General features: G+C 55.9%; 16 protein-coding genes. 15 read left to right on the top strand and 1 reads right to left on the bottom strand.

What is annotated here, in order from left to right:
• Positions 1 to 30 precede the first annotated feature (30 nt).
• From P4G45_RS09090 to P4G45_RS09025, 15 genes are all read left to right on the top strand, one after another.
• Positions 31 to 1,089, top strand: a complete 1,059-nt coding sequence (locus P4G45_RS09090) for an NAD(P)-dependent alcohol dehydrogenase (protein WP_348266161.1) — start codon at positions 31 to 33, stop codon at positions 1,087 to 1,089.
• Between the two features lie 3 nt (positions 1,090 to 1,092).
• The gene (locus tag P4G45_RS09085) at positions 1,093 to 2,112 is read left to right on the top strand and encodes an AraC family transcriptional regulator (RefSeq protein WP_348266160.1); all 1,020 of its coding nucleotides are present in this window, start codon (positions 1,093 to 1,095) and stop codon (positions 2,110 to 2,112) included.
• A gap of 17 nt (positions 2,113 to 2,129) precedes the next feature.
• Positions 2,130 to 2,720 (top strand): NAD(P)H-binding protein, encoded by a 591-nt coding sequence (locus P4G45_RS09080; RefSeq protein WP_348266159.1) that lies wholly within the window; start codon positions 2,130 to 2,132, stop codon positions 2,718 to 2,720.
• Between the two features lie 72 nt (positions 2,721 to 2,792).
• Entirely contained in the window at positions 2,793 to 3,782 is a 990-nt protein-coding gene (locus tag P4G45_RS09075) for an aldo/keto reductase (protein ID WP_348266158.1), read from the top strand.
• A gap of 107 nt (positions 3,783 to 3,889) precedes the next feature.
• The gene (locus tag P4G45_RS09070; protein WP_348266157.1) at positions 3,890 to 4,267 is read left to right on the top strand and encodes a cupin domain-containing protein; all 378 of its coding nucleotides are present in this window, start codon (positions 3,890 to 3,892) and stop codon (positions 4,265 to 4,267) included.
• 36 nt (positions 4,268 to 4,303) lie between these two features.
• Positions 4,304 to 4,678, top strand: a complete 375-nt coding sequence (locus P4G45_RS09065) for a carboxymuconolactone decarboxylase family protein (protein ID WP_348266156.1) — start codon at positions 4,304 to 4,306, stop codon at positions 4,676 to 4,678.
• A gap of 24 nt (positions 4,679 to 4,702) precedes the next feature.
• Positions 4,703 to 5,059 carry a carboxymuconolactone decarboxylase family protein gene (locus P4G45_RS09060; RefSeq protein ID WP_348266155.1) on the top strand — a complete coding sequence of 119 codons (357 nt, stop codon included), beginning with the start codon at positions 4,703 to 4,705 and terminating at the stop codon, positions 5,057 to 5,059.
• A gap of 132 nt (positions 5,060 to 5,191) precedes the next feature.
• Positions 5,192 to 5,356, top strand: a complete 165-nt coding sequence (locus P4G45_RS09055) for a hypothetical protein (protein ID WP_348266154.1) — start codon at positions 5,192 to 5,194, stop codon at positions 5,354 to 5,356.
• Positions 5,357 to 5,806: 450 nt separating this feature from the next.
• Positions 5,807 to 6,016, top strand: a complete 210-nt coding sequence (locus P4G45_RS09050; RefSeq protein ID WP_348266153.1) for a hypothetical protein — start codon at positions 5,807 to 5,809, stop codon at positions 6,014 to 6,016.
• A 79-nt stretch (positions 6,017 to 6,095) separates the two neighbouring features.
• Positions 6,096 to 6,434: a hypothetical protein gene (locus P4G45_RS09045; RefSeq protein ID WP_348266152.1), complete on the top strand. Its 339-nt coding sequence runs from the start codon at positions 6,096 to 6,098 to the stop codon at positions 6,432 to 6,434.
• Between the two features lie 124 nt (positions 6,435 to 6,558).
• Positions 6,559 to 7,050, top strand: coding sequence for a hypothetical protein (locus tag P4G45_RS09040; protein WP_348266151.1), 492 nt, complete (start codon positions 6,559 to 6,561; stop codon positions 7,048 to 7,050).
• Positions 7,051 to 7,284: 234 nt separating this feature from the next.
• A complete protein-coding gene (locus P4G45_RS09035) occupies positions 7,285 to 7,665 on the top strand; it encodes a DUF1801 domain-containing protein (protein ID WP_348266150.1) in 381 nt (126 codons plus the stop codon).
• A gap of 51 nt (positions 7,666 to 7,716) precedes the next feature.
• Positions 7,717 to 7,854 carry a YdeI/OmpD-associated family protein gene (locus P4G45_RS17040; RefSeq protein WP_373694195.1) on the top strand — a complete coding sequence of 46 codons (138 nt, stop codon included), beginning with the start codon at positions 7,717 to 7,719 and terminating at the stop codon, positions 7,852 to 7,854.
• A gap of 178 nt (positions 7,855 to 8,032) precedes the next feature.
• Entirely contained in the window at positions 8,033 to 9,565 is a 1,533-nt protein-coding gene (locus P4G45_RS09030; protein WP_348266149.1) for a Gfo/Idh/MocA family oxidoreductase, read from the top strand.
• A gap of 309 nt (positions 9,566 to 9,874) precedes the next feature.
• Positions 9,875 to 10,132, top strand: a complete 258-nt coding sequence (locus P4G45_RS09025; RefSeq protein ID WP_348266148.1) for a hypothetical protein — start codon at positions 9,875 to 9,877, stop codon at positions 10,130 to 10,132.
• A gap of 766 nt (positions 10,133 to 10,898) precedes the next feature.
• Here P4G45_RS09025 and P4G45_RS09020 read toward each other — a convergent pair.
• Complete coding sequence (locus tag P4G45_RS09020) at positions 10,899 to 14,009, bottom strand: DUF4082 domain-containing protein (RefSeq protein WP_348266147.1); 3,111 nt, start codon at positions 14,007 to 14,009, stop codon at positions 10,899 to 10,901.
• Positions 14,010 to 14,174 lie beyond the last annotated feature (165 nt).

The raw sequence follows: 14,174 nt of genomic DNA, 5'->3' as shown, positions 1-14,174 counted from the left end.
CGTAGGCTGTCAGGAGCATAGGTTTAACTCATGTTCAACGCGAAAGCATACTCGACTGTAAGTCCTACTTCGCCGCTAGCCCCCACCGTGATCGCGCGGCGCGATCCTGGCGAAGCCGATGTGCAGATTGAGATCCTCTTCTGCGGCATCTGCCACTCCGACCTGCACATGGCCCGCAATGAGTGGAGCAGCGTGATGGCTACGGTTTACCCCTGTGTTCCCGGCCATGAGATCGTTGGTCGCGTCACGAAAGTCGGCTCTGCCGTCACTAAGTTCAAGGCGGGCGACCTCGCGGGTGTTGGCTGCCTAGTCGACTCCGACGGAACCTGCCCAGCCTGTAAAGAAGGCTTGGAACAGTTCTGTCCAAACCAGGTCCTCACCTATGGATTTCCGGACAAGCATCTGGGCGGCGTCACATACGGCGGCTATTCCGACAGCGTCGTAGTCGATCAACGCTTCGTTCTGAGTATTCCTTTCAATCTGGACCTCGCTGCTACTGCACCTTTGCTCTGCGCCGGCATCACCACCTACTCGCCGATGCGCCACTGGGGTGTAACGAAGGGCAAGAAGGTTGGTATCGTCGGTCTCGGCGGCCTTGGACACATGGGCGTCAAGTTCGCCCACGCCATGGGCGCCCACACCGTCGTCTTTACGACATCGCCCAATAAGGTAGAAGACGCTAAGCGGCTTGGCGCAGATGAAGTCGTCATCTCAAAGAACGCCGACGAGATGCAGAAGCATGCAGGCACTTTCGATTTCATTCTTGATTGCGTGTCGGCAGATCACGACATCAACGCCTACATCAACCTGCTCACGCGGGACGGAAACATGGTCCTCGTAGGTGCGCCCGAGAAGCCGCTGAGCCTTAGTTCCTTCGGCCTCATCTTTGGACGTCGCAGCGTATCGGGCTCTCCCATCGGGGGACTCGCAGAAACCCAGGAAATGCTCGATTTCTGCGGGAAACACAATATCACTTCCGACGTTGAAGTGATTGCCATCCAACAAATCAATGAGGCGTACGAGCGGCTCCTCAACGCTGACGTGAAGTACCGCTTTTCAATCGATATGGCTTCTCTGAAAGCTGAGTAAACAATGGTCAAGCACTTCCGTGTTCCTGGCAGTCTTCGGTTGAGGTTGAAAGAAGCGGGCGTCCTCGTCTCTGCGGTACTTCGCAGAGCGGGACTCCCGCAGAACCTCTTTGAGCAGACCCGCATCCTCGTCTCCACCGAGGAACTCTTCGCCCTCTGGCGTGCCATTGGCGAAGTGAGCAAAGACCCGTCTATTGGTCTGCTGCTGGGGACAGAAACCAGCATTGCCCGCTTCCACCCGATGGGTATAGCGGCACTTTCCACGGAGAGCTTTGGCGCGGCGATTGACCACATGGCGCGGTATAAGAAACTGTCCGCGCCGGAAGAGATTTTGCACGAGACAGAAGCCGGCGAGTGGGCCATCCAGTTCCGCTGGACGCTTGCTATGGATGTCGAGCCATCCGTTCTAGTGGAACACTGCTTCGCCTGGGTTCTTACCATCGCACGGGAAGGCACTGGAACCCGCATCAAGCCGCTTCGCGTGGAACTGGTTCAACCTCGCAAGCATACGAGGGCGCTGCAGAAACACTTTGGTTGTCCCGTGGTCTCTGGCGCAACCCGGAACGCGATCATCTTCCGCGCCGAAGATGCGGCAATTCTGTTTGTCACGCGCAATGCCGAACTTCTGGAAATGCTCGCGCCGCAGTTTGACCAGGAACTGAAGGATCGCGCAGCCAACGAGGACCACTTCATTGATTTGGTGCGGGGAGCAATTCAGCAGCGACTCACCGGCCACCGCCCGGTGGTGGACGACGTTGCGAAGGATCTGCACATGAGCCCTCGTACGCTCCAGCGACGCTTGCAGGATGTTGGCTCGAACTATCAGCGCGTTCTCGATGAGGCCCGCCACCAGATGGCGCGGTACTACCTCAGCAACTCTGTCTTTGAATTAGCCGAGGCTGCCTATCTTCTTGGCTATGAGGATGCCAACTCGTTCGCGCGAGCCTTTCGCGCTTGGGAGGGCATGCCCCCGAAGAACTGGCGAGAAGCTCAAAGAGCAGCCCTCACCGACAGGCCCAACTAATCACAAAGGAGTTTCATTTGAAAGTTTTGATTCTTGGAGCAAATGGGCAAATCGCGCAGGTGGCGACGGAACTCTTTCTGGAGCGCACCGATGCTCAGTTGACCCTCTATCTTCGCAAGGCGAAGCGGCTCAGGGTCATCAATCCTGCGCGGGAGCGAGTTGTCGAAGGTGATGTCCTTGACCTCAAAACCTTGCAAGCTGCGATGGCTGGCCAGGATGTGGTTTACGCCAATCTCTCCGGCCCGATGAAGCAGCAAACACAAAACATCGTGACGGCAATGGTGAATACAGGTGTCAAGCGCCTCATCTTCGTAAGCTCCATGGGCATTTACGGCGAGGTGCCGGGTCAGCGCTACCGCAGCATCCTCGATCCGTACCGAGATTCGGCTGAGCTCATCGAGGCGTCCGGCCTGGACTACACGATCATCCGGCCTGCCTGGCTCAATGACAACGACGAAATCAACTACGGGACGACACAGAAGGGTGAGCCCTTCCAGAATGCCTCCGGCGTCGTCTCGCGCAAGAGCGTAGCCGACCTTGTAGTGAAACTGGCAACCAAGCCGGACATAGCCATCCGGCAAAGCCTTGGAGTTCATAAGCGCTCCTAAGAGGAGAGTGCAGCAAACCGCAGGAGAGGCGCTTCGCGCCGCTCTTGCCCCAACCGATTGAAAGGAGTAGCAATGCAAAAGCGCACACTTGGTAAGAGCGGGCTGGAAGTTTCGGCACTTGGATTTGGCTGCATGGGTTTGAGCTTCGGTTACGGACCCGCCGTCGAAAAAGAACAAGGACTGAAGATCATTCGTAAAGCCTATGAAGACGGTGTTACGTTCTTTGACACCGCGGAAGCGTATGGCCCGGGCAAAAACGAAGAATTGGTTGGCGAAGCAGTTGCAGGCTTCCGCGACAAGATTGTGATCGCTACGAAGTTCGGCTTCAACTTCGACGAGAAGGGTGCGATCAGTGGTATGAACAGCACTCCCGCTCGCATCCGTCAGGTGGCGGAAGAATCCTTGAAGCGCCTCAAGACGGATGTGATCGATCTCTTTTATCAACACCGCGTCGATCCGAACGTTCCAATGGAAGAGGTTGCCGGCACCGTGAAGGATCTGATTGCAGAGGGCAAGGTTAAGCACTTCGGCATGTCGGAAGCGGGAGTTGATTCTATTCGCCGCGCTCATGCTGTGCAGCCGGTGGCGGCTCTCCAGAGCGAATATTCCTTGTGGTGGCGCGAGCCCGAAGAGAAAATCATCCCGACGCTCGAAGAGCTCGGCATCGGCTTCGTTCCGTTCAGCCCGCTTGGCAAAGGTTTCCTCACGGGTGCGATCAACGAGAACACCAAGTTCGACAGCACGGACTTCCGCAACACGGTTCCTCGCTTCGACGAGGACAACCGGAAAGCAAACCAAACACTTGTCGATGTTCTCGGCGACATTGCAGCGGGAAAGGGCGCGACACGCGCACAGATCGCGCTCGCATGGCTGCTGGCACAGAAGCCCTGGATCGTTCCTATCCCTGGCACTACCAAGCTGCATCGGCTTGAGGAGAACCTCGGCGGTGCGAGCGTACAGCTGACGCCTGAAGATCTCAAGCAGATTGATGGTGCGCTCTCCGAGATCAAAGTGCAGGGAGATCGGTACCCAGCTCACTTGCAGGCTCGTGTCGGCAAGTAGGTAGCCCTTCTGAAGGGCGTCTTCGCTGATCGGGGGACGCCCCTTATTTCTTAAGTGAGCGAAGCGCACACAGCAACACAGGAGACTGAACTTGGAAATCAAACGGAATGGGTCACACGCGTCTGCGCAGGGGCCAGCGGAATACTTCACCGGGACGGTTCGTATTGATCAGCCCTTTCAGGGAACCGATCCCGCGCGTGAGTGGGGCCATCGTGACATTCGAGCCGGGAGCACGGACGGCTTGGCACACGCATCCACTCGGCCAGACTCTAATCGTTACCTTTGGCACGGGTTGGGTTCAGCGTGAAGGCGGTCCAATCGAAGAGATTCGCCCTGGAGATGTAGTGTGGTTTCCGGCCGGAGAGAAGCATTGGCATGGAGCTACGGCAACCATGGCGATGAGCCATATCGCTATTGCCGAAAAGCTAGATGGCAAAGCCGTTGAGTGGATGGAGAAAGTCACGGATCAGCAATATCAGCCCTAAGGCAAGCGCACAAGTCACAAATGAAGGAGAACTGCAATGGCTCCGAACGAGCAGGCACAAAAGAACCACGACGAGCTTTTCCCAAATCACGTTTCCACCGTCGCCGTAACTGATCCCGAACTGATCGAGATCTTCGATAACTTTGCTTTCGATGAGCTTCTCCGAACCACCAAGCTGGACATACGCACGCGGTTGATGGTGCAACTGGCTGCGATCATCGCTTGCCAAGCGGTCCGTGAGTATCGGGCAATGCTCGGCGCAGCGCTCAATGTTGGTGTGACACCTATCGAGGCAAAGGAGATTCTGTACCACGCTGTTCCGTACGTGGGCATAGCCAGAGCTTATGACTTCATCCAGGCTACGAACGAGGTGATGATGGAACGTGGCATTGAAATCCCGTTGCCGGCGTAGTCCACCACGACCCCGGAGAACCGCATGGAGAAAGGCCTCGCAATCCAGAAGTTGATCGTCGGTAGCGAGGCTGTCGAGAAGATGTACGAGGCCGCACCGTCCGATCAGATGCGCATTCAGCATTTACTTTCTGCAAATTGCTTCGGGGATTACTACACGCAAGATGGCATCGACGTTCCCACGCGCGAACTCTTGACTCTGAGTATTCTCGTTTCGCTGGGAGGCTGCGAACCGCAAATCAAAGGGCATGTCGCTGCAAATCTAAATGTCGGCAACGATCGGGCTAAGATGGTCGACGTGATGACTCAGCTGCTGCCTTTTATAGGATATCCCCGGACACTCACCGGTTTGCGCATCGTGAGTGAGGGAAAGTCCGAGTAAGCCCTAACGGTGTATGCAAGCTCTGACGCTCTATTTCTGGTCTTGGAGGTTCACTTCGACAGAAAACGTCATTGGTTTCTCATTGTGTTTCACGTCGAGATCTAATTCCACATAACGCCGATTCATGATCGTATGACTACATTCCTGGAGCCGCGCGACTACGAGGAATATCTGGCACCCACCGAAAGACCTCCCGTTCACCTGCTGCGTATCCTGGCGGCAGTGAAGATGCGCACGCGATTTGTGGAGACGACTCCGATTTCTAACAAGCAAGTAAGTCTCTTCGATAGCCAGTGAGTATAGATTCAGGTTCAATGAGTGACTCGCCCTGTATGCGTCGGTTGAAAAGCTAACGATCGTCTTGCCTGCTCAGTAAGTCTCCGTTCGGGATGAACCTGCTCTATCCCAAGGAGACTTTGGCCTGAAAATGCCGTGCTACCTTGTATCGGTACAAGAACAATAAATTGTTTCCGGGCTCAGGGGATTGCTGCTCTTCCTTCTTGCCCGCTGACGAAGTTTTGCGTCTTCCGCCTGGATTCGTATGGCGAACACGCATGTTTCGCCAGCATTGGCTTTACACTGTCTCTTCCGGTGTCGCATTGTGCTTCCTCCACCCTGCGATGTTGACTTTCTTGATCTGCCTAGGATCCCTCGTTCGTTTCAAGGTGGATAGGTATGTTGTTTATAAGTTGGCTCATTGCTCGCTTGTGCGTGTTGGGTGGTCTTGTTCTTTCGCTCGATAGGTCTATGGCCAGCTTCTTTGGCTTGTTTCGTTCTCCCATCCGGCCCGGCCGGATGGTCCGTGCAACCCTCAAAGTTGCTGTTGTGCTAATGCTGCTAGCTCTTGCGGACAGGCAGCTGGCTGCTCAGACGGTTACCTCCTCCCTGTCCGTGGGGACTACACCGTCTGCGGTGGCGGTTAATCCAGTGACCAACGAGATCTACATCGCCAACTAGACCAGTGGTACGGCCACGATGATTAACCGGGGCACCCAATACCACCGCGACGATGACGGTAGGGAGCGAACCCGATGCGGTGGCTGTGAATTCGGTCACCAACCAGATTTATGTCGCTAACAAGGGCAGCAATACCATGACGGTGATCGATGGGGGCACCAACACCGTGGTCGCGACGGTGACGGTGGGAAGCAATCCCGCTGCGGTGGCTGTGAATTCCGTGACCAACCAGGTCTACATCACCAATAGAGGTAACGGCACGGTGTCGGTGATCAACGGGGCGACCAATACTGTGATCACGACGTTGGCGGCGGGGACTAGCCCCTATGGCGTTCCCGTGAATCCGGTCACCAACCAGGTCTACGTCGCTAACCAAAGTGGTTCTGTATCGGTGATCGACGGACCAGCAATACCCTGATTGCCACGCTGACGGTGGGAATCGAACCCGGTTCCGTCGGTATTGATCACCGACATCGAAGCGCTATTGTAGTTAGCGACGTAGACCTGGTTGGTCACTGGATTTACCGCCACCGCCACAGGGAATGAACGTTAAGGTATCGTCCATTGATAAGCTTGCGGACTATGAACAACCTCTTCAGGTTGATTTGGCAGTGAAAGGAGAGATGGCGTCTTTCACGGGCAAGCGTCTGATTATCCCTGGCGATATCTTCGAGGTCAATGCAAAACCAAGTTTTCCCCACATGAAACGAGATATCCCTGTCTACTTCGAGTATCCATTTTTAAACCAGGACGCTGTTCGTGTTAGTTTCCCGGCTTCACTGAAGGTGGAATCTATACCGCCAGCTGACAAATTGCCGTTTCAGAATTTCGCTGCCTACGACATCTCGGCTACATCCACTCCTACAAGCGTCACCGTTCGTCGAAATTACTCCCTGGGTGCGATCGGCTTTTTGCCCAAAGAATATTCTGAACTTCGCAGCTTCTATACAAAGATGGAAACAGATGACCAGGGAAGCGTTGTTCTTATCTCTGCTCCAAATCTCGCAGCTAATCCGGCTACCGCAGCCAACTAGTGATAGGCCGTCTGCCTAAGCTTTGACAGGTGGCCCTGCATTAGCGAGTTCGGACATGAGGCGATCGTGGCGCACACGCGCAGCGTGCCACTGATCGGGGAGAGCAGGCGCAAAGATGATCGGATCGCCGCTAGAACGCTTGCTTACGTGACTGGTACGGATCGATCCACAGTTGTGGATTCCTCTCAGTTGGCGACAAACGCGGCGATTTGAAATCTAGAGGAAGGGGAAGCGATGCAGGTTCCCTACGCAAAGAGGTGGCAGAAGGAAACGGATAAGCTGCGAGAGATTGCGCTTGGCTGCAACCTGACCGAAGAACTCAAGTGGGGCAAACCCTGCTTCACATTTCTAAAGAAAAACGTCGCGATTGTAATTCCGCTCAAGGAGTCGTGCGCGCTGGCGTTCTTCAAAGGCGCTCTGCTCAAAGACCCCAAGCACGTTCTTGAAAAAGCCGGAGAGCACACACAGACCGGAAGATGGATAAAATTTACTTCGATCAAGGACATAACAGCCTTGCAGTTGCCTCTGAGAAGCTACTTCTACGAAGCCATCAAGCTGGAACAGTCCGGCAAGAAGGTAGAACTCAAGAAGCCGTCCGAGTACACTATTCCCTAGGAACTGCAGACCCTGTTGAACAATAACGCGGCATTGAAGGCGTCCTTCAATGTGCTCACACCAGGACGGAGAAAGTCATACATCTTCCACATCTCAAGCGCTAAGCAGGAAAAAACTAGATCAGCGCGAGCAGAAAGATGTGTGCCAATGATCCAGAACGGACGAGGGTTCAACGAACTGCCGAGATGAGGCTGGATTCGAGCGGCTCACTTCAGGCGTCATTGCGGGCAATTGGAGGGTCTTTGGATAGCGACGACATGCACGTTTCTTGGGACTGACGCAGGGCTGGTCGCAAGGAGAGGCTCTGAAAGGTTGGCGTCAGCGATGAACAATGTATCATGGACGCGTGTCCAAACCATCCGAAAAGTTGCCCTCTCTGAAAGCTGGTGAGACCGCCGAACTCTCGCGTGTCGACCGTCGTGAATTTATCAAAACCACGTCTCTCGCTGCGGGGGCGCTCGCGTTTGGCGCGCCTGCGCTTTTGCGCGGACAGAATCTCAACAGCAAGTTGAACATCGCCTGCATCGGAATTGGCGGGAAAGGCCGGAGCGACACGGATGCCTGCGCCAGCGAGAACATCATCGCGTTGTGCGATGTGGATTCAGGTTCCGTGGCTTACGAAACTCAGACCAAGAAATATCCGAGCGCGAAGTTTTACAAAGATTTCCGGCAGATGCTGGATCAGATGGGCGACCGGATCGATGCGGTGACGGTTTCGACGCCGGACCATATGCATGCGATCGCAGCATCGATGGCGATGAAGAGAAACAAGGCTGTATTTTGCCAGAAACCGCTCACGCAAACGATCTATGAGGCGCGCTATCTGCGGAAGATGTCCCACGAGAGAAAAATTGTCACGCAGATGGGCAATCAGGGCAGCGCCTCGGACGGTTTGCGCCGCGCGGTGGAGACGATTCAGGACGGGCTCATTGGACAGGTGCACGAAGTTCACGTCTGGACGAACCGCCCGATTTGGCCGCAGGCAATGGAGCGTCCGGCTGGAGAAGACCCGGTTCCTGCGACATTAGATTGGGACATGTGGATTGGCCCGGCTCCCATGCGGCCCTATAAGGGCAGCCGGGAACCAAAAGGGCGAGATGGAATCTACGAGCCGTTTAACTGGCGCGGCTGGCAGGATTTCGGCACCGGCGCACTGGGCGACATGGCGTGTCACACGGTCAATATGCCGTTTCGCGCTTTAGATCTCGATTACCCCACAGAGATTGAAGCGATGCCTTTCGGAAAGATGAACAAGGAATCGTATCCCGTCGGTTCCAAGATCCGCTTCGCTTTTTCCAAGCGCAAAGGCCGCATTCCCTTTGAGCATCCGCATCTGTTCCACCATTACAAAAAGATTGAGCACGACCAGGTGACACTGTGGTGGTACGACGGCGGACAGCCTAACCCGGCGCTTCGTGGAGGCCATGACCTGACCAACAAGCCCCCGGTCGAGCTGACCGCCGACATCCTCGCGCTGCAGGGCAAGATTCCCGATAGCGGTTGTCTGCTGATCGGCGACGGAGGCACGGTCTTTTCGCCGGACGACTATGGGACGAATTTCTTCATAAAGCTGAAGGGCGAAGAGAAGTTCGTCCACTATCTCGAGCACCCCGCCATGGCGCAATATCCGGAGAGGATTCCTCGCAACCCTCATCCCGGAAATCTCGTTGTTGCCCATGCGCAGGAATGGCTCGCTGCTATCAAGGAAAACAAGCCGCAGATGTGCTACTCGCGCTTTGACATCGGCGCGCGTCTCGCGGAGATCATGCTGCTGGGCTGCGTGTCATTGCGTGTCGGCCAGAAAATCGAATGGGACGGGCCGAAGATGGTTGCGAAAAATTGTCCACAGGCAGCGCAGTTTATACGGCGACAAGACCGTTCCGGTTGGGCTCTTTCCTGATGTATTTATCCTCGGCAAAGCCGAACAAGCGTTAGCCTGATAATTACCACTCAAAATGAATGGGAATAGCATGTTGGCCCGGATGCTTTGGTTACATTCAATACTTTCAGCACTGGGATGCATTACTGAGGTGTTTTCGAAGATGGCAAACAGCAGTGAGCCGATGACCGCCAGATCGCCAATATACCCACAAGGAAGAATAAATAACGGTAAATGGGATGAGCAGGTCCTTCGGATCGGAGAGACTGTTTCCCATGAAGAAGACGGCACCGCACCTCATCGCGGAAGTACCCTGCAGACGGTCCAGAGTTGAGACGACGATCGGTATTGACCTTGCAGATGTCTGGAGCCATTTACTGCACCCTCAACGAAGATGGAGAAATGGTCAATCGAGGCCGCTTTAGGACCACCGCGAAGGCCCTCGAAAAATGGTTTACCGACATACCTCCAGCGCGGGTTGCGATGGAAGCGGGGACACACTCGATCTGGATAAGCGAGCAGTTTCAGGAACTTGGACACGAGGTCATCGTAGCGAACGTCCGTGAGTCGCGGGCGAATCTCGGATAGTGACCGCAAGAGCGATCAGGTCTCATTTTTTAAACCACCAGCAGGCCCCGAACTCCTCGAATGGAAGCCGCCGCACACATCGCGTTTGCTGTGGCGGACAACATGACGCGGACTGTCATGTTGCCCCAATCATCCCAGAGAATCCGCGGTCACAGATAGCGCGTAGAACCGAGCGTACCGAGGAAGCAGGTCCCTGGATGGATCTGGCAATCTCCGCAGGTTTCAACCGCTGACCATTGGCATGGATAACGACGAGTCGGCTTATGTTTACCAATGAGGCCGCTCGATGAGCGCATTGGCGATTTATCACTCATCGAGATGGCAGACACGTTGCTCGTTCTTGGCGCCCGACGGAATAGATGACGGGGGTGTGCCTAAGGAAAGGTGTATCTGCTGCAACAACGCAAGTGATGATCACATCACCTTTGTTGACCGATGTGTTTCCCGCCAGTCGCTTGGCAGCATACCTTCCCAATTACGGAAAGCACGTCCGAAGGCTGCCAAAGGCAGCAACCCAGACGATTGACTCGTGGCTCGGGGTCAACCTCTCTGATCCGCCGGACAAACTCGAACGTGCCCTCGATCTGATCGCAGCAGCTGGGTCACCGGCCAGCGCTCAAGCCGAAATCGCAAGGTACCTACTTGCAAACGCTATGCGCCGCGGATTCTTCCTCGACTCTTGGGAAAATCCCAAGCATACCGACGCGCTGTCTCCGGTTCAGCCGCAACCTCAACTCCGATCCTGATGCGGATTGGTCTAATCCCGCTATTGAGAGACGAACACGACGTCGACCCAGTAGTTGCTGGCGTTGTAGGTTTTATTCGGGAAGACGTTCGAGCCGCTATAGGCATAAACCCCGTTACCGCCGATCGAGGCGCTCGACGGGGCGGTCAACAGTCCGTTCGTATGGGCGTTGGCTAAGTAGTTGCCGTTGGCCGAATACTCTCCCGTCTTGGTGTGGTACGAAGCGACATAGGTGGTGTTTCCGGTGATGCCGACCGGTTTTGAAAAGTTGACCTGCTGCCAGCCGCTGGCGGTCTCGTTGGTGAATGTGGCGCTGGCGAGTAGAGTGCCCGAGGCGGTCCACAGAGCGCCTATATGGGTTCCGGTGTTCTTCGGCCCCTTATAGAAGCGGATGCCGGTGATCGTGCCATTGGTCGAAGCTTGGAACTTAACCCCGAGATTAACTGCCTGAGGGTCGCTTACCGTCACGATGCTCGGTGTGTCGGTGGAGTTGAACAGAGTTGCGGTCGTCCCTGAAGCCGCCAGCGTCAGGGCCAGCGCCGCCGTACCTGTTCCCGTTGAGTTCGTAGCGCCCAACGTGACGTTAAAACTCCCGGCCACCGTGGGCGTTCCGGAGATGAGACCGGTTCCGGTGTTTACCGAGAGCCCGGAAGGTAAACCAGTGGCATTGAAGCTGGTCGGAGTGTTACTCGCCGTAATCTGGTAGCTGAATGCTGTACCAACTGTGCCGCTGGCCGTCAACGGGCTGGTTATCGTCGGCGGGGTACCTGTCTGTGTAGCGGTGAACAGAACGTCCACCCAGTAGTTATCGGACATGAAAGTGTTGGTTGGGAAAACGGGGGAACTGCTGTAGGCATAAACCCCGGCATTGGACGGAGCCGTCAAAGGCCCCACGGTCGTGGGGTTGACAAAATAACCGCTGGCCACGGAATAGTCTTGGGCGGTGTGGTAGGAGGCAACGTAGGTTGTACCCACAGTGACTTGAACGGGTTGCGGAAATTGGATCTCCTGCCAGCCGCTCGCTGTCTCGTTGGCAAAAGTCGCGCTGGCGAGCAGGGTTCCCGTCGAGCTCCACAGACTCGCGGAGTGAGGGCCGCCGTTTATGGAATTTTCCCAGAAACGCATGCCGGTGATGGTCCCTGAGGTCGAGGATGAAAACTTGACCCCAAGCTCGACGGAATTCATGTCCACGGCGGTTTGGCTATCAGGGACAGCTGTGCTCCCAAACAAATTGGAACGCGCAGCCACGCTGACGGTGATCCCACCCGATGGCGTTTCAGTGTTGAGGCTGTCGTCGGTCGCGCGGGACATGATCGTGTCCGATCCAGCGGCCGCGTTCCAGGTACGCGTCCAATTGGTTGTACCGGAAGCCCTGAGCCAGGTCGCGCCGCCGTCTAGCGATACCTCGACGCCGGCGACCCGCCCACCCCCTGTGTCGTTTGCAACGCCGCTGATCGTGACCGGTTGGCCTTCCACGAAGCTGGCGTTGTTGACAGGTGTCGAGATCGACGAGATGGGAGGCGTTGTGTCCGTCGACTGCAGCGCGGAGATCAGTCCCGACTGCAACGAGCCCGGCTGAACACCCATGTCAGCGAGCAGGTTGACCATCGCTTGCTGGACATCCGGATCGCTCGGGGTTGGCGAGAGATCGTGCTCGTCGCTCAGCCCCCATGACCAGAAAACGGTGCCGGCGCCGAATACGAGAGCGTGGCTGCTCGGATCTCGGTATAAAGTCAGATTATGGGTCGCCGTACCGTTACCGGTCGTTGTACCGTAATCGAGAAGGTATGTATTGACGGCGAGTGTCGTCGATGAGAGGTCGATCATGCCTGCGGGAGCGAAGCCGTTATCCGGGGATCCATCCCACTCATACCCGAGAAGGTTTTGCGTGAGGCTCCAGGTCGCGCCATTTGCAAGCTTCGAGACGTTCGGAGTATTGCGCCAAAACCCCAGTCCGCTCATCGAGGAGGGAATCTGGATCGAATCGGCGCGGAATGAATCCACCTGGAAGATCGTGCCGGTTAGGTTGTTTTCAGGTTTGCCTCCGTCCGCAGGCGGGCTGAATCTCGGGTCGCGCCAGGTTCCGGTCCATTCAAAGGTCGGGCTTGCGTCTAGGGGGTCGAGCGGGGCATTGAAACGGGTCTCCTTGTAGCAAACCAGCGTGCGAAAAGGTGTGTTGCTGCCGTCGATGCTCGGCTCCCAACGGGTCTTCCAATAAACTTCGTTACCGCTCATGAAGATAAGATTGAGACCTTTCGTGCTCCTCGCCGTCTGGATATTCGCTCTTGCGGTGGTGTCCCAATATTCGTCATGTCCGGTCGACATGAATATCTTGTGTTGACCTAATACCGACGGAGCGCGCGCGGTGTCGACCTCGGCTATGTATGAGACGTTATAGCCGTTTTGTTCCAACCAGAAGATGGCGGCGAATTCAGCGCCAAACAGGAAGTCCTGGGGACCGGCGTATGTTCCGACCGAGTCCCGCGTTGCGATTGGTCGGTTGTAGCTCACTTTGTAGGCACGTCCGGGAGAGGAATCGCCGCCGGGACCGTTGCCGCCGTACAAGTTGGCGCCACCCCAGCCGTTGTAGGCGTGCCATGTCGTATCCGATGTCTGGAAAACGATATCGCTGGTCGACTCGTCAGCACGAACGATAAACGGAATGTGGTTTTCGTTGTTGGTGTTTGTTTGGTCAACCAGATGGGCGATGTAGACGCCGGACACCGCGGTCGCCGGGACAGCCCACGACGCGGTCACTGCCCAATTGCCCGCGTCCACCTCGCCCGTCGTCGCATTCGTCACCGGATTCGGCTGAGTTTGCTTGCTCGTCTTGTTGATAGTCGTAATCAGCCGGGCGCCGTTCCCCTGGTAATAACCAAGCCGGTAAATGTCGATCCGCCAATTAGCCGTCCCGGACTCAATCTTAAAATTGATCGTAGAGCCATGGTTGACGCTTATGTCGGTGGCGAAGCCCTGGAGGGTTGTTGAGCCCGGTCCGACGAGGTCCCACTGGCTCTCGGGTGTGCCCGGCAACTGATTTTCGGTGACAATAGCGTTTTGCGCAAATGCACCGTTTACCGTACTCGCAAGACAGGAGATCACACAAAAAATCAGTGCATGCACGATTCTCATTGTTGCCTCCTGCAGCTATTTGCGGCATTCCGGGTGGCCCTGCGGCTATCGCGGCATTCTGGTTGGCCCTGGCCCAGCCTGCTCCTCCAGTTCGCTCTCAGGCGGGAATTGATCGAAATTAACGCGCTTTCCGTGCTTGATCGCCGGCTCAAAAGTCACCAATAG

Origin of the sequence: Edaphobacter paludis, from assembly GCF_039993895.1 — a bacterium.
Lineage (GTDB): Bacteria > Acidobacteriota > Terriglobia > Terriglobales > Acidobacteriaceae > Edaphobacter > Edaphobacter paludis.
Note: the sequence above shows the minus strand (reverse complement) of the source record. Positions and strands in the feature narration are given on the sequence as shown.

What these genes read in the sequence shown, in the direction of transcription:
- P4G45_RS09090 (WP_348266161.1), top strand. Translation starts at nt 31, where the DNA reads ATGTTCAACGCGAAAGCATACTCGACTGTAAGTCCTACTTCGCCGCTA.
- P4G45_RS09085 (WP_348266160.1), top strand. Translation starts at nt 1,093, where the DNA reads ATGGTCAAGCACTTCCGTGTTCCTGGCAGTCTTCGGTTGAGGTTGAAA.
- P4G45_RS09075 (WP_348266158.1), top strand. Translation starts at nt 2,793, where the DNA reads ATGCAAAAGCGCACACTTGGTAAGAGCGGGCTGGAAGTTTCGGCACTT.
- P4G45_RS09070 (WP_348266157.1), top strand. Translation starts at nt 3,890, where the DNA reads ATGGGTCACACGCGTCTGCGCAGGGGCCAGCGGAATACTTCACCGGGA.
- P4G45_RS09065 (WP_348266156.1), top strand. Translation starts at nt 4,304, where the DNA reads ATGGCTCCGAACGAGCAGGCACAAAAGAACCACGACGAGCTTTTCCCA.
- P4G45_RS09060 (WP_348266155.1), top strand. Translation starts at nt 4,703, where the DNA reads ATGGAGAAAGGCCTCGCAATCCAGAAGTTGATCGTCGGTAGCGAGGCT.
- P4G45_RS09055 (WP_348266154.1), top strand. Translation starts at nt 5,192, where the DNA reads ATGACTACATTCCTGGAGCCGCGCGACTACGAGGAATATCTGGCACCC.
- P4G45_RS09050 (WP_348266153.1), top strand. Translation starts at nt 5,807, where the DNA reads ATGGCCAGCTTCTTTGGCTTGTTTCGTTCTCCCATCCGGCCCGGCCGG.
- P4G45_RS09040 (WP_348266151.1), top strand. Translation starts at nt 6,559, where the DNA reads ATGAACGTTAAGGTATCGTCCATTGATAAGCTTGCGGACTATGAACAA.
- P4G45_RS09035 (WP_348266150.1), top strand. Translation starts at nt 7,285, where the DNA reads ATGCAGGTTCCCTACGCAAAGAGGTGGCAGAAGGAAACGGATAAGCTG.
- P4G45_RS09020 (WP_348266147.1), bottom strand. Translation starts at nt 14,009, where the DNA reads ATGAGAATCGTGCATGCACTGATTTTTTGTGTGATCTCCTGTCTTGCG.